Annotated in this window: 10 protein-coding genes and 1 pseudogene; 7 read left to right on the forward strand and 4 right to left on the reverse strand. The window is 56.7% G+C overall.

What is annotated here, in order from left to right; all coding sequences use genetic code 11:
- Positions 1-37 precede the first annotated feature (37 nt).
- The 4 genes from K1X80_RS19075 to recC are packed head-to-tail and all read right to left on the reverse strand — an operon-like array spanning position 38 to position 13,576.
- Positions 38-4,294 (reverse strand): sacsin N-terminal ATP-binding-like domain-containing protein, encoded by a 4,257-nt coding sequence (locus K1X80_RS19075; protein ID WP_126588243.1) that lies wholly within the window; start codon positions 4,292-4,294, stop codon positions 38-40.
- Positions 4,291-6,408 carry an exodeoxyribonuclease V subunit alpha gene (gene recD, locus K1X80_RS19080; RefSeq protein WP_126588242.1) on the reverse strand — a complete coding sequence of 706 codons (2,118 nt, stop codon included), beginning with the start codon at positions 6,406-6,408 and terminating at the stop codon, positions 4,291-4,293. The genes K1X80_RS19075 and recD overlap by 4 nt, the downstream gene beginning before the upstream one ends.
- On the reverse strand, positions 6,405-10,100 hold the full coding sequence (gene recB / locus K1X80_RS19085; protein ID WP_198712536.1) for an exodeoxyribonuclease V subunit beta: 3,696 nt from the start codon (positions 10,098-10,100) through the stop codon (positions 6,405-6,407). Before recB ends, recD begins: the two co-directional genes overlap by 4 nt.
- Positions 10,097-13,576 carry an exodeoxyribonuclease V subunit gamma gene (gene recC, locus K1X80_RS19090; RefSeq protein ID WP_220172419.1) on the reverse strand — a complete coding sequence of 1,160 codons (3,480 nt, stop codon included), beginning with the start codon at positions 13,574-13,576 and terminating at the stop codon, positions 10,097-10,099. The genes recB and recC overlap by 4 nt, the downstream gene beginning before the upstream one ends.
- A 281-nt stretch (positions 13,577-13,857) precedes the next feature.
- Here recC and K1X80_RS19095 point away from each other — a divergent pair, with 281 nt between their 5' ends.
- The 7 genes and pseudogenes from K1X80_RS19095 to pglX all read left to right on the forward strand — a co-directional run bounded on the left by K1X80_RS19095 (position 13,858) and on the right by pglX (position 24,126).
- A complete protein-coding gene (locus K1X80_RS19095) occupies positions 13,858-14,052 on the forward strand; it encodes a hypothetical protein (protein ID WP_198712538.1) in 195 nt (64 codons plus the stop codon).
- 169 nt (positions 14,053-14,221) lie between these two features.
- A pseudogene (locus tag K1X80_RS19100) lies at positions 14,222-14,338 on the forward strand (hydrolase or metal-binding protein); the annotation flags it as partial.
- A gap of 296 nt (positions 14,339-14,634) precedes the next feature.
- Positions 14,635-15,504, forward strand: a complete 870-nt coding sequence (locus K1X80_RS19105; RefSeq protein WP_153334712.1) for a YafY family protein — start codon at positions 14,635-14,637, stop codon at positions 15,502-15,504.
- Positions 15,505-15,506: 2 nt separating this feature from the next.
- Positions 15,507-16,118 (forward strand): DUF1819 family protein, encoded by a 612-nt coding sequence (locus K1X80_RS19110; RefSeq protein WP_198712539.1) that lies wholly within the window; start codon positions 15,507-15,509, stop codon positions 16,116-16,118.
- 22 nt (positions 16,119-16,140) lie between these two features.
- Positions 16,141-16,716 carry a DUF1788 domain-containing protein gene (locus K1X80_RS19115; RefSeq protein WP_198712540.1) on the forward strand — a complete coding sequence of 192 codons (576 nt, stop codon included), beginning with the start codon at positions 16,141-16,143 and terminating at the stop codon, positions 16,714-16,716.
- Between the two features lie 18 nt (positions 16,717-16,734).
- A complete protein-coding gene (gene brxC, locus K1X80_RS19120) occupies positions 16,735-20,388 on the forward strand; it encodes a BREX system P-loop protein BrxC (RefSeq protein WP_198712541.1) in 3,654 nt (1,217 codons plus the stop codon).
- 87 nt (positions 20,389-20,475) lie between these two features.
- Positions 20,476-24,126, forward strand: coding sequence for a BREX-1 system adenine-specific DNA-methyltransferase PglX (gene pglX, locus K1X80_RS19125; RefSeq protein WP_073844622.1), 3,651 nt, complete (start codon positions 20,476-20,478; stop codon positions 24,124-24,126).
- Positions 24,127-24,129: the final 3 nt, after the last annotated feature.

The raw sequence follows: 24,129 nt of genomic DNA on the forward strand, positions 1-24,129 counted from the left end.
GAAAACCAACACACGGGGGTCGTGGGCTGGCTCAATGTCATTCCTTGAGCACAAACATCCATTCACCTGGACGTAATCCATCGTTCGCGAGTGTTTGTAATGCGTCGTTGTGTTTGTCAAAGGTATTCATCACCTCGGTGACATCTCGTGATTTGCCATCACTTGAGACCAGCCACAGTCGCCAATCAACCTCTTGCTGGCGATATTTCAGCGCGCGCCGTCTTTCGTTGTCAGACACGAAGAATCTACCGCTCTTCAATTGAGCGACTCGTTTGACCTCGACCTGCAGAAAGCGTCTGTCATGGGGAACCAACACATCGAATCCGGCGTTACCGACGTATTCGGCGACGTGAAGCAAGCTGCGCATTTGCTCTTCGCGGGTTATCAGTGTCGAGCGCCGCTGACCTTCATCCCCAAGAAACGCCAGAGACGCGGCCAATCCCTGATGAAAGCCTTCCGGGTCCTCTTTGAGCCAGCGCATGGCTTCAGGTACGCAATGGTCCAGAACGGCCTCCTCGGCCCGTAACCCACCTGTCGCCTTGCGCCGGGCATCACGAATGAAATAATCCTCATCCTGAGGAGCATCGCGGGCAATCATACTGACGCGCGTTGCACTGAACGATTTCAAACCCAACTTATCAAGAGCTTCGGGCAGCGCACTCAGGACCAACTTCCCGCTCGCAAATGCCAGAGCATCCGTTGAGGGCGCCTGGTCTTGCGGCTCAATATCCAACCGACGATGCAAGATTACCTGGGGATCGAAATCCATCATTTTCAGCTGTGCGCTCTCGTCGGCATGCTCAACCCTGACTTCCTTCTGCAACCGTTCCAGCAACGCTTCAGTCCAGCGTTCACGAGGAGTCGCTTCAATCGCAGCTGCCAGAGCAGGCAAGGTGTCGGCCAGAGCCAACGCCGATGCATGCGTGCCTGCGAAGTCGACAAGCGGACGAAGCTTGCTGATCCCGGCCAATGCCTCTGTCACCTCATCTTCTGCGACATTCCGGGCATTCAAAAAAATCTCCGGTCTGATCACCATACCTGGAAATGGCTCGCAGCTCAGGCCCGACGCGAAGCTTTGCAGTACTTCACGAACCGACGCCACCCACAGCAACCGCTCTTCGGCAGTCAACACAAGGGCGTCAATACGCAACCGGAACTCCGCTACCTCCTGATCGGAAATTCCATACTCACGACGAAAGCGCTGAACGGATCCCGACACTCGCCCGTCTTCACCGACAGAATCCGCAGCATTGCTCCACGCATGCAGCCCATCCTTGAACAACGCACCGAATGCCCGCTTTTCTGTCAGCAGTTGGCTCAGGGGATGCGCGCATTCGACCAAGGGCACATCCGGCCCATCGAACCAGAGCTGATGCGCCCCCTGTTGCGTGACGTGTTCAAAGACATCACCTACCGAGTCTTTGCCCAGGCAGCCGAGCTTGCCGTCAAACGACCATTCGATCCAGACATCGTCATAGTGGCGGATGATCAATCTGGCGAAAATCTCCAACGCCTTGCTGGCTTTGAAATCGTTGTGCGCCGCGCTGGCAGCGGCCATCAGATCCGGCATAGCCAAATGCAACTGGCTACGCAGCTTCACCGCCAGCGGATCATTACTGTCACCGTGGCAGCTGATTTTTGCGGTTTTCGGTTCGAAATGCTCCAAACCGTAGCGGCAGGCGTTCTCTTTGCTCAGTTTTCTGACCACCCACAATTTGATGTCGTTGAACGAGAGCAATGCGGTGGGATTTTCCCCGCTATCGTGCCAGATGCGGTCCCCTGCGCTGCCCCACGCCAGTCCTTGTTGGCGCCCCGCTTCGCCGACGACTCGATAGAGCAAGGGCGGTGTCAGGCTTTCGTGCTTGAGGGTCAAATCCATCAGACTGCGATACAGCTCGCGCAAATCACGCAGCGCCGCCGAGTCCAATGTGCGCGGATCAATGTGCCGCAGGCGCTCAAAAGCGCGGCGCACCCGCTCGGCGCCATTGGTCTCCAGTGCATTGGCAATCCCAAGCTGGGCGTACCAGGTCGCGTCATTGCCTCGTTCTACTTCCAAACGCGGCAACAACAAGGTTCTGAACCCCCCACTGCTCCGCTGGCGCCAGATATCCAATGGCGCATAGGGACCCTGGCCCTGCAGCCCGTCACGGATAATCACCGGACCGCCGCTGTGCAACCAGCGGCACCGCTCCAGGGCAGCCAACAGATACCGGCCTTCCTCTCGGGCGAGAAAGCCGGAAAGCAATGGCCAGCGCGCAACAAGCTCGGTCATCGTTTCGACCGGCAACTCATCGGGCAATGCGATCGTTTCAGGGGCGGACAATGGAATAGGGCCAATCCCCAATAGCAGACACAGATCATCGATGGTGGGCGACGGCACAATACCGTCCACAACTTCAGCCAGCCAGAGCTCATCCAGTTGCGGCCACGGTCCTTTGACTCGTGCACACGCCTGTGCGGCATGCCAATGGCCATCCATCCCTTTCACCATCAGGCTGGCCAGGCTTACACCAGCACTGGCGGCAGTTTCCTTGCTAACAAAACGCCAGGCCGCGCCGACACCATGCTCCTTCGCCCGACGCAAAAACGAGCCAACGCCGCCAGTGCCCTCATGACCGGCCAAGGCCAGCGCGGCGCAGACCAGCTCGACATGATCGTCTTCGTTGTCCCCTGGACGCAGTTGCGCGAGTATTTCTGGTCGATCAAAGTTGATCAGTCCTTGCTGCGCGAGTGACATATCCAATGCAGGCGTGAAGGTCGTAATAAAGGACTTCTGACGCATGATCACTTGAGCCAGCTCGGTTTGATTTTCAAGCCCTGAGCGGCGGTAGTAGATGCGGTCGACTTCGGCACCACGATGCTGCCCCCTGGCAATTTGAACCAGCGGCTGCGCGCGCAGGACAGGCGCATTCTCCTCCAACCCCTCGCTGACAATCGGCAGGACCTTGGCGCCACTGGCCTGAATCCGCGCTAGCAGATATTCACGGTGCGATGAAAGATAACCGAGCTTCAGGTTGCGATAAGCGTAATCCGCCCAGGCTTCAAGCGCCTCGAACAGCTGTCGGTAGCGCACCAGAGGCCATGTCCGGCCAGTCGAAAAACTCTTCTTCACCATGCTTTCAAATACCGCTCCGCGCGCCTGCCAGAACAGCGTGGCGACTTCGCGTTTCAGGTGCGGGCAAGTACAGGCACGCGGCGTGGCGTATTCCCAGAATGTTTCAGCCAGGCAAACTTCCGGCGTTTGCCAGAGCTCAACAATGCACTCAGCGGCCAGATGCACCAAAGTCGCATTCCACCCAGCCGGGTCAGTCGCTTGCCCGGTGCCTTCCAGTTTTCGCAGCGTCAGGTGACGGCGCGAATTGCTCAAGTAGAAGTCGCCGTGAATCTGAACGCCAAACCCGGCAGGCTGTTCGGTGGGCAAATAGGACCAGTAGCGCGAGTTGCTCGGGTCATTGGACGCAATCACCCGCACATCAGCGACGTCCAGATCCAACCCGGTACTGGCACGCACTTCGACCGGGAATGCCATGTGCCGCTGCGCCATCGCCAGGTAATTCTTGGCGTCGATAACATGGGTGACGTCCTGCTCCCCTGCGACACTCAAGGTAATGCGCAAGCCAAGTGCGGAGCGCTCCTGCAGGAAGGCCAGCGGTCCACGGCTCAACTCCGCCATGGATGCCTCAATGCTGGCAACGACCTCAGGTTTTCTGATGTCCTGCAAGCGAATCAGTGTGACATGCTCTGAATCGAGTTCTGGCTGGGCCGAGAGCATCAGCGGCGCGTAAAAGCTGGCCGCGTCCTGGCTGATCCAACCGTCAACGGCCACCGCGAAGCGCGCCGGATGTTGCAGATGCATGCCCCAACAATGGCCATCTTCAGCACGACTCCAGACCTCGACCTGACTGCCGGCACCAAATACCGAACGAAAGCCGACACCTTTATTGCCAATGCTTTCGCCAGCTGATTTGCTGCTCGAATGCATACTCAGCAACGCCTGAATATCGGAGCGACGCCCGTCCACGCTCTGGGTCGTGATCGCGCGTCCATCGTTGGCGACTTCGAAAATCTGTCGTTGTCGATCCCAGCGAAGCAAAATATGGCCAGTAGCGCGATCAAGGGCGTTTTGCAGCAGCTCGAAGACAACCCGTCCCGAATAATCCTGCACCACCGCTTTTTCCGAGCCCAGGTCCCGCAGCCGAGTACTTTCCGGCAGGTGCCGATGTTCTTCGAGATGCGCGTGCAACAGGGCCCGCACCTGTGCAAGGTTGCGGGGTAATCCCTTGATACCGATCATCGTTGAGCCTCTTTGGACAACTCAGCCTTTAACTGCAATGCCAGCCCACTCAAACGCTGTACATTGCGGCTCACCGCGCCCTCAAACACCCCTGGGCCGGTCTCAATCAGGCTAAACCAGTTTTTCGCGCGGGTAATGCCGGTGTAGAGCAGCTCCTTGGTCAGCACCGGGTTTAGCGCATCCGGGAGCAGCAACGCGGTGTGGTTGAATTCCGAGCCCTGGGATTTATGCACGGTCATGGCGTAGACCGTTTCGACTTCAACCAGCCGGCTGGGCAAGACAAAGCGTACATCGCCAGTGCCGTCATTGCGGGGGAACGCCACCCGCAGGATCATGCGTCCGGGTTGACTGTCATCGGGCACAGGAAGGTAGAGCGCTATGCCGATGTCGCCATTCATCAATCCCAGGCTGTAGTCATTACGGGTGACCAGCACTGGTCGGCCTTCGTACCAGCCATGGTCGGTGTCGATCAGTTTGCGATGTTTCAGCTCGCCGGCCACGCGCAGATTCAATCCTTCTACGCCCCAAGGGCCACGGCGCAAGGCGCAAAGCAGCCGGAACTCATCGAAGGCTTTGAGAACATTGCTCGCCCATTGCACCCAGCCATCGCTGTTCCAGACAGTGCCAGTTGCCGGCCGCAGCTGTTGCAATTGCTCCAGGTAATAGCGATAGCCCGGGGGCTTGCCGTCAGCCTCGGGATGACCATCGATAATTAGACGGGTAAGTTTGCTGTCTTGTTCGCCTCGCAGTTTCAAGCTGAACAGTTGTTCCGGCGGATGTTCGAGCAGTTGACGAGCCTCGCCAGCATTCTTTTCGTTGACCAGCTTTGCCAGGCGTCCTATGCCTCTGTTGGCATCGAAACGTCGCGAGTAACGCAGCATCACTGTCTGCTGCGCCAAAGGGTCGCCTAGGCCCTCGCCAAGTTGCAGGCCCGTCGCCTCAACTGCTTCGTGGGTGTGTTCAGTGAGCCAGGCGCTGGTCGCCGCAGAGTAACGCCCAGCCTCGGCGTCGCGACACAGGTCACCCAGCACGGCGCCAGCATCGACAGAGGCCAACTGGTCCTTGTCGCCGAGCATGATCAAGCGTGCCTGCAGCGGCAAGGCATCGAGCAGGCAGGCCATCATTTCCAGATCAATCATCGATGCTTCATCGACCACCAACACATCCAGCGCGAGAAGATTGTCCTGATGGTGAATAAAGTTGCGCGAGTCGGGACGACTGCCCAGCAAGCGATGCAGCGTCGAAACATCGGTGGGGATGGCCCGGCGAACGTCGTCCGTCACTTGCAGTTCGCTGACCGCCTTGCCGATGGACTCCGACAAGCGTGCAGCCGCTTTGCCAGTCGGCGCGGCCAAGCGAATGCGCAAGGGTTTGCCAGCCTCGACGGCCGGGGTCTGCAGCAGCCCCAGCAGGCGCACCACCGACGTGGTCTTGCCGGTGCCAGGCCCGCCGGTGATCACGCTGAAATGCCCACGAGCAGCCAACGCACAGGCCAGCTTTTGCCAATCGGTGATCCGCTGACCACCGTCCTTGGCCGATTCTGGAAACAATTCATCGAGCCGTTTGGACAAATGATCGGGGGTGATCGGCGGCTGAGTCAGTCGAGCGCTGAGCGCTTTGGCAATTTTCTGCTCGTAGTTCCAAAAGCGTCGCAGGTACAAGCGTTGCCCGGCGAGCACCAAGGGGCGCTCCGAGTAACGTATTGGGGTGTCGCGGTCTTCGACCAGATCACTGGCAGCCAGCGCCTGGCGCCAGGTGACCGCATCCAAACCGTGCAACCACTGCGATGGTAGCTGTCCACCTTCATCGCCTTCAGGCGGCAGCGAAAGGACGAAGTCCGGCGCGCTGAGGGTTGCCGTCAGATCGAGACAGGAATGCCCTCGGCCCAATTGATGGCTGGTCATCGCAATCGCCAACAGGACACTTGGCGGCGCTTGGGGGTCCTGCTCCAGGACGAACGCGGCCATTGAACGATCCAGGGCGCGCAGCCAACCGCGGGTCACCCAAAGCTCCAACTGCTGCAGCAAATCCTGGCTAGAAGCCTGAGACAGGGCAATCGCAGGTGCGTCGCTGCTGCGCTGGCTGTCACTGAGTTGTTTGAGTGTCAGGATCATACTGCCACCTCCGTGTGCTGGCCCATGAAAAGTCTGTCCATTTGTTCGATGAGTTGGCGAGGCGGTCTTTCGAAATGCACACCCTGGCTGGCAGAATGGTGCCCGCGCACGAATAGATACACAGCACCGCCCATGTGCCGGTCGTAGTCATAGTCACGTAGGCGCAACTTCAATTGCCGATGCAGGGCCAGCAGATAGAGGCAGAACTGCAGGTCGTAGCGCTTGCTGAGCATGGTTTCGGCCATCGATGCAGCGTCATAACTGTCGTCATTGCGGCCCAGCCAGTTGGACTTGTAGTCGGCCACGTAGTAGCGCCCCTGATGTTCGAACGTCAGGTCGATAAAGCCTTTGAACATACCGTTCAGCTGGCCGGGATTGAGTACCGGTCGCGGTTCGCCATTCAAGGTATATTGGCGCACCAATTTGTCGAGCTGCTGGACATTTACCGACTGACTGGAAAACCAGAACTCCATCTCCACCTGATAGGTGCTCAAGCCACTCAGGCTGACCGAGCTGCCGTCAAAACGCAGCGGTGTACTCAGATAGGATTTGAGCCAAGCTGCCAGTGGTTCGATCCAGGTTTCCCAGCTTCGCAGGTTGCAACGGCGGCCAACTGTGCTGTCGATCGACTCGGGCATGGCCTGAGCTTTCGCGAAGCCTTCGTTACCCGCCCACTCGAACAACCCATGCAGGAAAGTACCGGGGCCTGCGCCACGGGGAAAACCGTGAATGCCCGGACCCGCAGGAAGCGTCGCGACTATTTCATCCACAGCAAGGCCCTCCTCGGTGAGGTTCGCCTCCAGGGCCGTGGCAGGCTCAAGCCGCTGACCAGCTTCGGAGCCCATCAATTGGTTGCCGTCGGCGATGGACAGTGCCGAGTAGCTGGCGATCCACCAGTTTGAGGCGGGCTTATGCAATGGGATCAATGCCTGGCTGAGCTCGGCTTTTAGTGGTGGTGTATAACAATCATCCGTGGCCTCGGGTGCTGGTTCACAGACGATGTGTTCGCAGTCCCCGCGCAGGTCGGACAAAAGCGATTCAAGTTGCCCGGCAACAATCTTGTCACCGCCAGCCAGCAGATAACCCAGGCCGCCTTTATCCAGATCGGTCGCCTTGCCATTGGAGCGACCCACTGCTGCGATACCCAGCCAGGTGGCGTAACGGGCACGGGTCAATGCCACATAGAGCAGACGCATTTCCTCGCCCAGACGCTCGTCGTTGGCTTTTTCATACGCCACCCTGGCTGCCTCGGACTTGCCCAATTCGATGCACAACTCGCCGTCATCGTCGCCATGGAACATCGGCGGCGACTTGCTACGACCATTGAGTTCAGTCGCGTTGCAAATGAATGGCAGCAGAACCAGTGGATACTCCAGCCCCTTGGATTTGTGGACGGTGATGACTTTAATCAGATCAGCATCGCTTTCCAGACGCAGTATTTCTTCTTCACTGGCAGCTTGCAGCTGCTCGGCCAAGTGACGAATCAATGCATTTTCGCCGTCCAGCTCAGTGGCGCTACGCTGCAGCCATTCGGCCAGATGCAGCAAGTTGGTCAGGCTGCGTTCGCCGTCGGTCTGCAGCAACAAACGCGCGGGTATCTGAAAGTCTGCCATCAGTTTGCGCAGCATCGGCAGCACACCTTGCTGCTGCCAGAGATGACGATAATCCCGGAAGCGTAAAACCTGTTGCTCCCAGTAAAGTTCGTCATGGTTGAGCTGCTCCAGCGTCAGCCAGCTTAAGCCAATGCTGCGCGTCGCCAGCGCCGCCCTGAGCAGGCGATCCACTGAAGGCTCAGCGCAGGCACGCAGCAGATAAAGCAGGTCCTGGGCTTCTGGACTGTCAAACACCGAGTCGCGATCAGACAGATATACGCTGGCCAGTTTGCGCTGGGACAGCGACTTGCGGATGGCCTCGGCTTCGGTTCGATTGCGCACCAGAATCGCGATGTCGGCCGGTCTCAGGGCAACGAAGCTGCCATTGGGCTGACGCAGACCTGCTTGCTGGGCACCATCCGGCACCAACCAGGATTGAATAGCCGAAGCCGCTGCTTCTGCCATGCCTCGCCGGTACGCCCCGGTGCTGATCATGCCGTCAGTGCCGGGTAGGCTCCACAACGTCATCGCGGCAGCGGCCTCACCGCCTATTTCCAGACGCGCCTCGCGCCCCTTGGCAAGCACGGCGGAAAACGGCACTGGATTGGCAAAGCCTTCCCGGGCAAACCGAAAGGCCGCTCGCGGATGTCCTTCGGCAAACTCGAAACAGCGGTTGGCGGCCGTCACCATGGCCTCGGTAGAGCGGAAGTTTTTACCCAGGGTGTAATGTCGTCCACTGGTGGCTTCACGGGCGCTCAGGTAGGTGTAGATATCCGCGCCACGGAAGGCATAGATCGCCTGCTTGGGGTCACCGATCATGAACAGGCCGCTGTCCGGCGAGTTGTCGGCGATGCGGTAGATGCTCTCGAAAATCCGGTACTGCACAGGGTCGGTGTCTTGAAATTCATCGATCAAGGCAACCGGATACTGCTCACGAACAGTTTTTGCCAGTCGCTCACCCGACTGCCTCTGCAGCGCCGCATCGAGCCGATTGAGCAGATCATCGAAGCCGATTTCGGCGCGGCGCAGTTTTTCGGTATCGAAACGCTCGCTGATTTCAGCCAGCGCATGAAGTAGCAACTGGGCCCGAATGTCCTGCTTGCTTGCTTGATGGTCCGCCAAGGCGTCGATGGCTGCGAACGCTGGATGCGATGGGGCCTGTGCGCCACCGGTGAGCTTGAAACGCTCCTGACCAAACTTGCTCAGATTGCCAGGTGCGGTCTGGCCCTGGCTCCAGTTCGCCAAGGCCTCAAGCCACCCGGCAAATACCTGATCATCCTTGACGCCCCGATAGGTATTGCCATGCAGCTTGCTGCGCATGCCGTGCAGCAATTGTTCAATCTGCTGCCGGTCATCGCGCCATGTCGTTCGTGCGAGCTGCTCCAATGCAGAGAGGCTGACCTTCCAGTCAGCAGGCGCCTTGAGCAAGGCCGCCAGGGTTCCGGGGGCAGGCAATACTGCGCCGCCATGCATGAAGCTCGCAGTACGTCGCGCCAGCAAGGACGAGAGCAGCTGACCCAACTCTTGAGGCCCGCTGAAATAGTCGGCGATCACCTCAGCCTGATCCAGCGATAGCCCATAAAAATGCCGCCGCCAGTAATCCCTCACCACCTCGGCCAGCAATTCGCTCTGATCGGTTTCCAGCGTCTGGGTGAACAGGCTGCCGCTGTCGAAGGCATGCTCACGCAACATCCGATAACACCAGCCATGGATGGTCGAGACCGCCGCCTCATCCATCCACTCGCCGGCCAGTTGTAGGCGACGGGCGCAATTGGGCCACTGCTCAGCCGGATAATCAGCGCGTAGTTGCTCCAATAACGAATCGTGACTACCGAGGGGCTCGGCGAAACAATGCGCGGCTTCACTCAAACGCAGGCGGATACGATCCCGCAATTCCTGAGTGGCGGCGTCGGTAAAAGTCACGACCAGAATCTGCGGAGGATTGAGCGGCTCTTTGAATGCATTCGCGCCGCCGTGCCCAAGCACCAGCCGCACATACAGCAACGCAATAGTGAATGTCTTGCCGGTCCCGGCGCTAGCCTCGATCAGACGGCTGCCGTGTAACGGAAAATTCAGAGACTCCAGATTCACGGGATTCATAGGTCGCTCCCTGCGCCAGCAGATGAAAGATGGTTAAACAGAGGGCCATACAGGTGTTCGGCCAACAACGTAAATCGTCCATCACCAGACAATGCATCGAAGTCGGGATAAGCGCGGCGCAAGGCGGCCGAACTGGCGACCTCCCCGGTCACCATATAGCCGCCCTCGAATGTTTCCCTGGCCTGGTCCAGAGCCGCGCCCCCACTGCCCGACAACCAGGCGAAAGCAGTCTTGCAGCCAACCGGCAGCGGTTCGCACATGCCCTCGACCCAGTATTGCAACAAGTGCTGCAGATGGTCTTGCGCAGTAGCCTTGCTCAATGGCGGGAACAGCACATTGCCGTTGAGACAAACCAAAATCGTCGTGCACGGCTCGGTACCCAGCTGCAAAGCAAGGTGCCGTACCCAGAGACGGACTAGGTTATGCCAACGAAAACCGTCGTCGGTGAGCAGTTTGTTGCTCACCAGTTGCACGTAGGCCAAGTCCTTCCCGGCGTTACGGCGTAGCCCGCCCAGCCAGTCGACGAAGCCTGGCGTCGAATCCGTCGGCTCGCACCTGAGCTCGATCTGGCCTGGCTCTACCTCGCTCCATTCCTGAATGGCCGCGTGGTAACGCGCCATCAGATCAGGAAGCGGTCCAGCAAGCTTGGCCGCACTCAGTGAGCCGAATGCCGCCAAGGGCAATTTGCCCTCCCGTTGCAAACGCTGCACATGCTGTTCCAGCTGGGCGTCCATATGCTCGGGCTGATAGGACTCCTCGACCCAGCGTTTGAGTGATTGGCTCAAGGTTTCCTGATGCTGCCAATTCTCCAGCGCGTCCAGCTCAAAAGGCTCCTCATCGCGGCTGACCATTTCATCACTGTCGAAATGTACCTTGAGGCGCTGTTGAAAGAACGCAGCCACTGGATCGCGCAGAAAACCCGCCAGTTGGCGCAGGTTCAAAGGCGTGTCTTGCTGGAGCGGTGTCAGCTCGATCGGCGCCTGCACTGCCTCGGCAACCGTATGGACGTTGCGCCACTCATGGGAATAGGTGAACAGACCATCCGGTCCCGACAGATTCGCAAAGTACGAAGGGCTAAAGGGCTGCAGCGGGTGTTCCAGGGTCAGAGCGTCAATCAGCGCCTTCGGATTCTCCTCGCTACCGCTCAGTCGCCAACCGGTCGACAGGTGATCGCGCAGTTGCCCGATCAAAACCGATGGCACCCGCTCACTGTTGTCGCGGATATTGCGCCCCACCCAACTGACATACAGCTGATCCCTGGCCGACAGTAGCGCCTCAAGCAGCAGGTAGCGGTCATCCTCACGGCGGGAACGGTCACCGGGACGGTAGTCATGACGCATCAGGTCGAAGTCGACATGGGACTGCTGGCGAGGGTAGTCGCCATCATTCATGCCAAGCAAGCACACCACCTTGAAGGGGATCGCACGCATCGGCATCAAGGTACAAAAATTCACCGCGCCCGCCAGGAAGCGTTGGGACAGGCCGCCCTGATCCATGCCGCCAAGCCAAGTTTCGTGGACAACGCTCAGCGGCACCGCCTCATCAAACTCAGCCTGGTTGCAGGTTTTCAGCCAGTCATCGAGAATCTTCAGCAGTTGGTTGACGAGCAATTCATCGGCCTCGCCAACGGGCCGGAAAAACACCTTGAGCAGCGACTGGAAACGCTCAACCCAAACCTTCGGCACTGTGGGTTGCTGCAAGTCCAGACGGGCGATTTCCATGTGATCGAGCAGGGTAAGCAACGGGCCTGCCAGCGCGGCTTCGAGGCCGGAGACTTCGTCGTAAGGCTCGATGCCGTCCAGCGCCGGGCCTTTGCCCGCGGCATATCCCAGCAGCATGCGGCGCAAGCCGAAGCGCCAGGTGTTTTGTTCAAGCCCGGCTGGCATGTCCAGGCTTTCACGCTGCGCTCCATCGAGTCCCCAGCGGATACCGGATCCTTCAATCCAGCGATGCAGCGTAGGCAGATCGGCCTCGGTGACGCCAAAGCGGGCACGAAGCGCGGGTACATCAAGCAGGTCAAGAATATCGCTGACCGCAAAACGGCTCTGCGGCAGCTTGAGCAAGTGTTCCAGCGCGATTAACAGCGGCTCGCGACCACGCTGCCCTTGGTCGGCGAGAGTAAACGGGATGTAACGCGGGTCGTGGTAAGGCACTCGCCCGAAGACTGCCTCGATGTGCGGCGCATACGCATTGATGTCCGGGACCATGACAATCACATCACGCGGGCTGAGCCCCGAGTCTGCACTGAAACGGGCCAGCAGCTGGTCATGGAGGATTTCCACTTCTCGCTGGGGGCTGTGCGCCACATGGAAACGTACCGAGCGATCCTTGTCCGACAGTACCGGCGCCCAGTGTTCGCGAGTTTCAGCCAGTGGGCGCAGTTCCAGAATGTCGTCCTGCAACTGCGATAGCAGCGTCGGTGCCTCCTCTTCGCTGAACAGGTCGATTCGTCCGCCGTTCACGTCGTCAAACAGATGCCGGTAGCTGGAGGGGTCATCGTAGCTGTCGAGAAGATTGATATAGTCGCGACCCTGCTTGCCCCAGGCGGCCAGCAACGGCTGACCATTTTGATGCAGCGAATCCGCGCCCAGTGCCAGGCTGACGACCTTATGCTGCTGACGTTTGTAGCTGTGCAGCAGCAGATCCTTGTCGGCGACGATATCGATCCAGTGGTGACGACAGGGGTTATGCACGCAGAGCAGCACCTGACTGAAACGCGAGAGCATCGCCAGGGCTTCGAGCACCTGAGCCGGCATCGACGAAATACCAAACACCACGATCCGCCGCGGCAGGCCCTGCGGAGCCTGCTCCACCGACTGCAAGCGGGCAACAAAGCGCTTATGGACACCTGCTCGGCTGCGCTCAAGCGCGCCTTCGCCGACATCCAGCAACAGCTCGCGCCACAGGTCAGCCTGCCAGAGATTATCGGCATCCAGCGGGTTGGGTATGCCATTGATCTGCTTGAGCTGGTCGCGGACTTCAGCCCAGTCTTCCAGCCAGTCCGCACGGTACACCTGGTACTGATCGAACAAATCGGCCAGACGCTCGGCTAACTGATGACGCTTGCGCAGATCGTCGTCCTGCTCCAGAAACCGCTGCAGGCTCTGGAAATTAGGCTTGCTCATCAGCTGCGGCAGCAAGCGCATCAGCCGCCAGCTCAGGGGAGTCTTGTCCAGTGGCGAGGTTTCAGGTGTTGAGTCCTTACCCAGCACTGATCGATAGGCTTGCCACAGAAAACGTGCCGGCAACTGCACATCCAGCGCAGCTGCAATGCCGCAACCGCCTACTTGAGGGTCATCTGCCAGGGCCAGCTTGAGCCACTGAGAAATACCATTGCTATGGACCAGCACAACTTCGTTTTCCAGTGGTGCCAGCGGATAACGCTGCATCCAATTCACAGCCAAGGCTCGCAAATCATCGAGACGATTGCTGTGGATAATCATGAAGCCAGGCTTCAACTCGTCAGCGTCCTGCATAAACCACTCCCACATTCTTAGACTGTCGCCAACACCTGGGTGCCGGCATCGGAAAAGCTGTTAGTACACTAGGGCCAGATTCGCCCTGAACGCCTTCAAAATCGGAACCAGGCCAAGCGCAGCTGCTGAGCGCAGACCGGTTTTTCGAGCCAAAAAGAGGTGTTTCGATGACCGACCGTAATGACACGATCGGCACTCATCACCGCATAACTGTTGCGGGATTTTTTGGCGAGTTGTCGATCCTGGCTGCACACGCTTTGTAGCAGGCCATCGAACACATCATGATCAAACAGTTAAATCTCGGCGCCGTACTTCCAGATTCGCACACCAAATTTGCGCAACCACTCATCCTGAAGCGCACGAATTCCCCGCTGGGTACAGCGCTGAACGGCATGATCACTCAACTCCATACCCCCTTTCGCCCGCCTGGCGATGATCTGCATGACATAGAAAACATCAAATCCTCCTTGATTTAGGCTCCAGCGATCGGGGCCAAAATTTCGTACACGCAGACGATATGTCGTTAAACACTACAGGGGAATATTGGGCGGATATACAGGTCAAGTTTTGCAGCAGGTTCCTCGTGCAGACAGGAAAAAAAGCAGCATATGGCGGGCGGAGATCCATTGTTGTGTGCGTTTTGTTGACGGTTGCCCTTCGCTGGCCAAAGACAATGCCTGCAGGCCCTAGTGGGGACTGAATGTGGTGCTCGGCGACGATGACCCGCTCGGCAGCTCCGTCTTCCGCACTACAGGCTTCAGCATCCGCATCCGCATCCGCATCCGCATCCGCATCCGCATCCAAGAGTATTGGGCTCTTTATTTTTCTCTGTTCAAGCTAGCTACTGACAATGCGGCCCGGCCAAGTGAACTTGTAAATAGGGCTTACGAATTGCGCTCGTTAATAATCGATCGGCGTTAATTTTCACGCACCCGGCACCGACGCTATCAGCAATCCACTCGATATCAATCAAAACGCAAAAAACTTTACAGTAAATAAATTTACACTGCTGCCTCGTATCAGGCATCATCTGGACCAGCTCACATTCAGGAATGCCAATGCCGCTCCCCAAACACGAAGCCCTCCTCAGGCTACGCGCGATAGAGCTAATCAGCTATTGGGAGGGTCGCCTGGTCACCACTCAGTTGATGACATGGTTTGGCATCAGCCGCCAGCAAGCTTCTTCCGACATCAATCGCTATAACAGCGAATTCAATCCAGGCTCGCTAATTCACAGCCCTGCAGTTAAAGGCTATGTCCCGACGGCTGGCTTTCAGCCCGTACTGAGCGCTGGGCACATCAATGAGTACATGGCACTCATCGGCGATCAATCTGATCAGCCCGTGTCTGAAATTTTGGAAGCCCACCCCAGCGTCACTACTGTCCAACTTCCAGACCGTGCAGCCCGCCCTGAAGTGGTTCGCGAGTTAATCAGAGCCTGCCGCAATGCCGGCAGCCTGAAAATACTCTACGCCTCCATGTCCAACCCGCAAATTCATGAACGCGTGATTTCACCTCACACGCTCGTTTATACCGGTTTTCGCTGGCACGTTCGCGCTTGGTGCCATAAGCGCCAAGCCTTCCGCGACTTTTTGCTCTCACGTATCTGTCGCACGCCAAAATCGTGCGACGCTCACGCCCCATTATCAAGTACAGACAGTAGCTGGCACGACCAAGTCAACCTGACACTGATCCCTAATGAGCTACTCAGTGATGCCCAAAAGTCTTTAGTAGAACGCGATTTCGGCATGCCAGAAGGACGCCTACAGCTGACTGTTAGCACAGCACTTGCCCACTACACCCTTCAACGCTATCAGGCGGCCATCACCGCAGAGGAAGCCGAGCGAGTACGCGAGCATCCATTGCAATTGCTTCCAGCTGATCGCGCCAAGCTAACTCCCTTCCTTTTTAGCAGTGATGGGGAATAGGCATGCATAGCTTCCATTACGGCTCTGACTTAATCGGCGGCTCGTTGCAGGTGCGTGAATCACGCATCGTTGCAGACCTGCTGTTGCAGGACGCCAGCCCTGAGCAATGGCATGAGGCCATACAGCAACAGAACCGGCTGCAGAAACGCGCACTAGCCTCGGCCAAGCGTGTGGCTCACGCCATCCGCAAGCGACTGGAGCGACTGGATGCCCCTTTCTGGAGGGCAATTCGAGATGGAGATGATGAACTCGCCACCCAAGTGGTTTTCTGCTCGGCCTTGGAACGCAACCTGCTGCTCGTCGAATTCATCGAGACCGTCCTCAAAGACGCTTTCGTCACCCGCGCCGGCGTGCTCGAACCCTACCACTGGAATGAGTTTCTGGATGAACGCAGCCATCGAGATTCGACCATCACCACCTGGACGGAGTCCAGCCGTAAGAAGATGGCGCAGGTCGTCTATCGCATGCTGGCCGAGGTCGGCCTGTTGAAAAGCACCCGCAACATGAAACTACAAAAACTGATGATTCGGTCAGAGGTCCGCGTTTTGCTGGATGACAGCTACCGCTATCGCATAAAAGCCTGTTTGGAAGTATCCAATGCCACCGGACAGTAGGCGTGGAATAAGGAGTGTTCGCATGAATCAGCAACTGCAGGATCGGCTAAACCAGATCCCAGACAAGATCCTCACCGAAGAGTTCTTGAAGAGCCAAGGATTGGGCAATGAGCTCGGTTTCTGGATCTTCGACTACGCCCCCGAGGATGAGCTGCAGGTGCGCGAATACCTCAATTTTCTGCAGGGGTTCCTCGCCAAGAAGCACAGCCAGCTCAAAGTGGCTCATATCAATCTGCTGCAGGCTATGCGCGAATATCTGGATCAACGCAGCTTCACTGAAAAAGCCATTAAGATGCAGCAAACCAAAGGTGACCTCGCGCTGCTCAAGGCTCTGTCCGGACCGCTGCATATGGACAAATTCGCGCCCTTCCTGATGGAGCATAGCGACGCCGATCAACACGACGTGGTGCTAATCAGTGGTGTCGGCTCAGTTTGGCCGGTTCTTCGCGCCCACAACCTTCTCAACAAGCTACACGCGCTGCTTGGCCACAAGCCTCTGGTTCTTTTTTACCCCGGTCATTACTCAGGGCAGTCACTCGCCTTGTTCGACCGCATTCCCAGCAACAACTACTACCGCGCCTTCAAGCTGGTTCCCTGATCAATAAGGACGATTGCCGTGAGCATTAAAGATATTTTCTTCAAGGAACTCGATCGCCCGATCAACGGCGTGGTTAAGGCGGATCAGTCAGACGACGCAACCGTGCACCAAGAGCTGGATGAATACGTTGTCACCAACGAGCTGGAAAAACACTTCCGCAGCTTCTTCGAGTCCTACAGTACTGACTTGAACGATCCCTCCATTGCCAACCGCGTGGGCGTATGGATCAGCGGTTTCTTTGGCTCGGGTAAGTCGCACTTCCTCAAGACCTTGTCATACCTGCTGGCCAACATCGAAGCGCGCGATGAGCAGGGCAACGCTCGCAAGGCTGTTTCCTTCTTTGATGCGAGCAAACTGCGTGATGCCACCATCCGTGCCGACATCGACAAGGCCGTTGCCAACAGTGCCGATGTCATCTTGTTCAACATCGACAGCAAAGCCAGCTCCAACGATGCTGGCAACCCGATCCTCAATGTCTTCCTACGGGTGTTCAACGAGCATCAAGGTTTCAGTGGCGACCATCCCCACATCGCCCACATGGAGCGTCATCTGGCCCAGCGCGGCGTCTATGAGCGATTCAAACAAGCCTTTAATAATTCCACCGGGATGGACTGGAATGAGGAGCGTGATGGCTATCAGTTCTATCAGGATGACATTGAGCAAGCGGTAGCCGCAGCCCTCGATCTGTCTGCTGAAGCCGCGCACAAATGGTTCGAAGACTCCGAACAAACCTTCAGCGTCTCGGTCGAAAACTTCTGCAACTGGGTGCGGGAATACCTCGACACCCAGCCAGCCAAACACCGCGTGCTGTTCCTGGTGGACGAAGTCGGCCAGTTCATCGGCAGCGACACCAAACTGATGCTGACCCTGCAGACCATCACCGAAAACCTCGGCACCATCTGCAAAGGCCGCGCTTGGATCATCGTCACCTCTCAGGCCGATATGGATGCCGTATTGGGTGAGCTATCCGCCTCCAAGGCCAACGATTTCTCGAAAATTGCCGGGCGCTTCAAAACCCGACTTTCACTGTCCAGCTCCAACACTGACGAAGTCATCCAGAAGCGTCTACTGCGTAAAACACCGGAAGCTGAAGCCGAGCTGCGCGCCCTCTGGGAACTTAAAGGCGACATCCTGCGCAACCAGATCACCTTCGACCGCTCCGGCCCGACCCTGAAGAACTTCGATGGTCCGGAAAGCTTCATCAGCAACTACCCCTTTGCGCCGTACCACTTCCAGCTGGTGCAAAAGGTCTTCGAGGAAATCCGCAAGGTCGGTGCCACCGGAGCGCACCTGGCCTACGGCGAGCGTTCCATGCTCGATGCCTTCCAGATGGCAGCCATGGCCATTGCGGAGAAACCGCTCGGCGCGCTGATTCCCATGTACAGCTTCTACCGCGCTGTCGAAGGCTTCCTCGATACAGCAGTCAAGCGCACCATCGACCAGGCGGGCGAAAGCAGCGTCCTCGACGCCTTCGACGTACAGATCTTGCGCACTCTGTTCATGATCCGCTATGTCGACCTGATCAAGGGCACCCTCGACAACCTCGTCACCCTATCCATTGAACAGGTCGACGAAGACAAACTGGCTCTACGTCGAAGCATCGAAGAAACCCTCCAGCGCCTCGAAAAGGAAAGCCTGATCACCCGCAACGGTGACGAATTTGTCTTCCTCACAAACGAGGAACGCGACATCACCCGCAAGATCAAGGCCACAGAGATCGCCGGTTCAGAAGAGAACAAGGCACTGTCGGACCTGATCTACAAAGACCTGCTCAAGGACAAGAACAAGTTCCGCTACAGCGTCAACAAGACCGACTACAGTATCGGTCGCTACCTCGACGGCCACAGCCTGGAAGGCCGTTACGAGCACGACCTCCGTACCGAAGTGATCTCGCCACTGGATCTCGACTACACCCTCTATGGCGAAGCCGGCTGCATCAATAAAAGCAACGAAGCTCCTGCCGGCATGGCACTGTTCAAATTACCCGATAGCAAGGATTTCTTCACCGAACTGCGCACCTGGCTGAAGACCAACAAGTTCATCCGCCTCAACGACGACGGCAGCCAACCTGAGCTGAGCAAGATCCTCGCCGAACGCGGCCGAGAGAACCAGGAGCGTAAAAAGCGCCTGCGCTTGCTGCTGGAAGAGCTGACCGAGCGCGCGGAGGTCTATGCGCAGGGCCAGCACTTGAAACTCAACAGCAACAGTATCGTCAGCAAGTTCGACGAAGCGTGCCAGTACCTCCTCGAAAACACCTTCACCAAACTGGGCTACCTGCGAGTACTACAGCAGGAGCCCGAGCGTGAACTCCACGCCATTCTGCACACCAATGACATCGGCCAACTCGGCTTGACCCTCGATGGTGACGAAGGCAACCCGCAGGCCATCAAGGAAGTTGAGCAGTTCATCTCACTGCGCGCCTCCGGTAACGAACGCTTACTGGTCGCCGACATCATCGAACGCTTCAGTAAGCGCCCCTACGGCTGGCCGGACGGAGAGATCCTGCTGGTCCTCGGTCGCCTGGCTGCTTCCAGCCATATCTCGTTCCACGCCGCAGGCCCCAGCATGCCGCTGCCGGACGCCTTCGAGTACCTTACCAACAGCCGTAAGCGTCGTGAAATCTCGGTGCAGAAGAAGCGCCAGACCGACGAAGGACTACTCAAGCAAGCACGTAATCTGACCCAAGAGCTGTTCAACGCCCTTGGCCCCGCAGGCGAGAAGGAATTATTCGAGTATTACTCCGGACACTTCGGCAGCTGGCGCACCAACCTGGAAAAATACAAAGCAACGGTTAGCGCCGGGCGTTTTCCTGGCAAAGAAGCCGTCGAAAAGGCCCTGCTCATCCTGCAGCGCCTGCTCAGCAACACTGACAGCGTCGACTTTTTTAAGGTTGTGGTCGACAACAAGGATGACTTCCTAGATCTGGAAGAGGACTACCGTGACTTACATGAGTTCTTCACCAACCAGCTGCATACCTGGCAGCAACTGCAGCAGGCATTGCGTCGTTTCGACAAAAATAAAACCGCGCTGGATAAAGATGAGAAAGCCCGCAAAGCGTTAACTGAGCTGAAGGCCATCGAACAGAACGCCGCGCCCTACGGCCAATTACACCAAGTCGCTACCTTGGTTGAAGCGGTTGAAGCCATTAACGCAGGCATCCTAGGTGAAAAGCGTCAACATGCCCTGGCGCGTGTTGACGAGAAGATCGCCCAACTGCAGGCCGAGATTACTAAGAGCGGCATCGAAACCGCCGAGCTGAGTAACCGGCTGCTGCGCCCGCTACAGCTGGTCAAGGCGGATCTTGAGACCGAAACCAGCATCGCCAATATCTACATGCTGCAAACCCAGACCGCCGACGAGCGCCTGCATGACGGTGTATTCGATCTGGAACGTGCCATCCAGGCCGAGGCCGAGCGCCAGCAGAAGCTTCAGCAGGAGCAGGACAATTCGGCAAGCGGCGTCAAAAAAGACCGAGCGCCTGCCCTCGTGCCAACCTCAAAACCTGTAGCGCAGCCCAAACCCGTATTCGAGGTGGCAGCGACCAGCGTGTTTAACAAACTAGGGAACGGATTGTATCTAGAAAGCCAGAGCGATATTGACCGCTTTATTGAGGCCCTCAAGGCCGAGCTGGAAAGTGCCATTAAGCAAGACAAACGCGTTCGTATTCGCTGACACAGCGCGACCGGTAGGAGGGAGAGACCAGCTCCAGGCCGCAGCAACGCAGCAATACCAGCTCAAGTAGAATTAGGGAAAGCCCATATGAACACCAACAACATTAAACGCTACGCCCCCAAGGCACGCACCGCCTTCATTGCCGCAATGACCAAGCGCGCGGCGCTGTTTGGCATCAGAGAGTCCAGCATCCCCAGCATGGGCATCGAGCCGCTGGAGCAGAAAGGCGATCTGGCCCTGATCGAAGATCGGCCTTTCCCGGCCAGCATCATCCGGCCTCGCGCCGCGTTGGTGAAAAAGGTCGAGCAAATGGGCTTTGCTCAGACCATGGAGCAGTCGGCTTACAGCTGGTTCAACCGTCTATGCGCTATCCGTTATATGGAGCTAAAGGGGTATCTCGAACACGGCCGCTGTGTGCTCAGCCATCCAACTCAGACGGGCAGCTTCCAGATCCTTGACGACTGCCTAGATATCGAGCTGGAAGGCCTAGACCGGCCGCGCATTGCCGAACTGAAACTCGACGGCACCAAGGATGAAGAACTGTACCGCGAGCTACTGCTTGCCCAGTGCCATGCCCTGCACAAGGCCATGCCCTTTCTCTTTGAGGCGGTCGACGACGCCACTGAGCTGCTGCTGCCGGACAACCTGACCAAGACCGACTCGCTGATCCGCGAGCTCGTCAGCGCCATTCCCAAAGAGGACTGGCAGGACGTAGAGATCATCGGCTGGCTTTACCAGTTCTACATCTCCGAGAGGAAAGATCAGGTCATCGGCAAGGTGGTGAAAAGCGAGGATATTCCCGCCGCCACCCAACTGTTCACCCCCAACTGGATCGTCCAGTACCTGGTGCAGAACTCTGTGGGCCGCCAGTGGCTGCAGACCTATCCAGACTCGCCGCTCAAAGCCAAGTGGAGTTACTACATCGAGCCAACGGAGCAAGGCCCGGATGTGCAGGGACAGCTGGCGGCCATCACCCCGGACAGCATCGATCCGCTAACCATTAAGGTACTCGACCCAGCCTGCGGTTCTGGCCATATCCTGGTCGAGGCTTATAAGGTGCTCAAGGATATCTACTCCGAGCGCGGCTTCCGCTCCCGCGATATTCCACAGCTGATCTTGGGGAATAACCTGTTCGGCCTGGATATCGACGACCGCGCCGGGCAGCTCGCCGGCTTCGCTCTGATGATGCTGGCCCGTGAGGACGACCGGCGTATCTTCAGCCGCGTGGCTGATAATGGCTTCAAACTAAATGTGCTGTCTCTGCAGGAAAGCCGCAACTTTGACGTGTCCGCGCTGTGGAGCGCCCTCAATCTGAGTAGCGACTGGCAGCTTGGCCAGTCGCAGAACTTATTCGATCAGGATCAGTGCGACCTTAGCTCCGCACCGACCGACAACCGATTCAGCCTGCTGAAAAACACTCTGGCCCGCTTCAGCCAGGCTAAGACCTTCGGTTCGCTGATCGAGGTGCCGGCCGAGGATGCCGAGCCGCTGGGAGAGCTGCTTGAACAGATGCGACAACTGGTGCGTGACGGCGACGTGATGCAGAAACCAGCAGCGGAGCAACTTATTCCCTTTCTGCAACAGGCGTGGATACTGGCGCAGAAGTACGATGCAGTCATAGCTAACCCTCCATATATGGGCACTCGAATGATGAATTCCGAGCTCAAGGGGTTTGCTGCAAAATATTATGAGAGTAGCAAAACAGACATCTATTCAATGTTTATGGAGCGCGGATTGCGCCAGTTAAACGCTAGCAGCCATTTAGCGATGGTTGCAATGCAAAGCTGGATGTTTCTATCTTCACACGAGAAGATGCGAAAAAAAATAATAGACGCGAACTCAATAGTATCGTTATTGCATCTTGGCCCTCGAGCATTTTCTCAGATATCCGGAGAGGTAGTCCAAGTCGCAGCATTCTGTATTCAAGGCTGCTCGATAAAAGGATGGAAACCTACATTTCAGCGATTAGTGGACGGGGTGGAGGGCGAAAAAATAGATGCATTTCATGCCAAAAAAGATGTCTTTAATCATACTGCTCAATATGAATTTAATGTTTTACCAGGTAGCCCGCTGGCATATTGGGCCAGCGCATCATTTCGTGAGCTATTTGCCAAAAGCCCATCTATCGCAGATATAGCAAAACCTCGTCAAGGGCTTGCAACTGCAAATAATGACGAATTTTTAAGATGCTGGTGGGAGGTGTCGCACACAAAAATAGGATTTAACCTTCCATCGAGAGAGGCTGCTTCTAATAGTGGGTTTAAATGGTTTCCCCACAACAAGGGCGGGACCTTTAGGCGATGGTATGGAAATCTTGACTGGGTTGTCAATTGGGAAAACGATGGTGCAGATATCAAGCAAGACAAGCTGACTAAGCTAGAGCAAGGGCTTTGTCTTCCTAGCAATTCAAAGCCTAAAAATATGCCATTCTACTTTCGCAGCGGCATTAGCTGGTCCGATCTCACAACAAATCTATTTGGCGCAAGATATGTACCTTCAGGATTTGTCTTCGATGTATCTGGGCCAACTATGTTCCCTACAAATGAAGATGACATGTTTTGGCTCTTGGGATATATCAATAGTTCTGTTTTCCAAACCTTCCTCGAGATCTCACTGCAAGGCATTCATTACAGTAACGGCGTGGTTAGCTCCATGCCAATTCCGAAAGTAAGTGAATCGCTTAAGGGAGGGATTTCAAATTTAGCCAAGAGAGCCTATGTAATCTCTAATGAAGAGTGGGATCGCAACGAAATATCTTTTGACTTCGGAAACACAACGGTTTTTTCCGGGAATTTAATTCGAGAAGGGATTGAATGCGTACGAATCAAACGCGAGCAGGCTGATAATGATCTTACATCAATAGAAAAAACAATTAACCAAGAGCTTATTTCGGAGCTGTATTTGGAGGAGGATATTTCGGTTGAGTTAAAAAATAACGCTCTTGATGCCGCTGATCAATCCGGCGATAATCTCATTCAAATTCTTAGCTATGCACTTGGCTGCGTAATGGGTCGCTACTCCCTAGACCGTGAAGGCCTAGTCTATGCACATGCTGGCAACCAAGGCTTTTCCGAACTCGTCGCCGAAGGTGCCTATAAAACTTTCCCCGCCGATATCGATGGCATCTTGCCGCTGACCGATCAGGAATGGTTCGTCGACGACGCAACCAACCGCTTCCGCGAGTTTGTTCGCACTGTCTGGGGCGAGGAGCATCTGCAGGAAAACCTCGACTTTATTGCCGAGAGTCTGTGCCTCTATGCAATCAAGCCCAAGCGTGGCGAATCGACGCTAGACACCATACGCCGTTACCTGAGCACCCAGTTCTACAAAGACCACCTCAAGACCTACAAAAAGCGCCCCATCTACTGGCTGTTTAGCTCCGGCAAGCACAAGGCCTTCGAGTGCCTGGTTTACCTTCACCGCTATAACGAAGGCACCCTGGCGCGCATGCGTACAGAGTACGTCATCCCCCTCACCGCCAAGCTCAACACCTACGCTAACAAGCTAGCCACGGACATCGAAAACGAAACAGTCACGTCCGAGAAAAAGCGCCTTGAAAAGGAACTTGCCACTCTCCATAACCAGCAAGCCGAACTCGCCACCTTCGACGAAAAACTTCGCCACCACGCAGACCAGCGAATTAGCCTGGATCTGGATGAGGGCGTGAAGGTGAACTACGGCAAGCTTGGGGACTTGTTGGCTGAGGTTAAGGCTGTAACAGGCGCCAAGGGCGACTGACCA

The organism is Pseudomonas sp. So3.2b (assembly GCF_019464415.1).
Taxonomy (GTDB): domain Bacteria; phylum Pseudomonadota; class Gammaproteobacteria; order Pseudomonadales; family Pseudomonadaceae; genus Aquipseudomonas; species Aquipseudomonas shahriarae.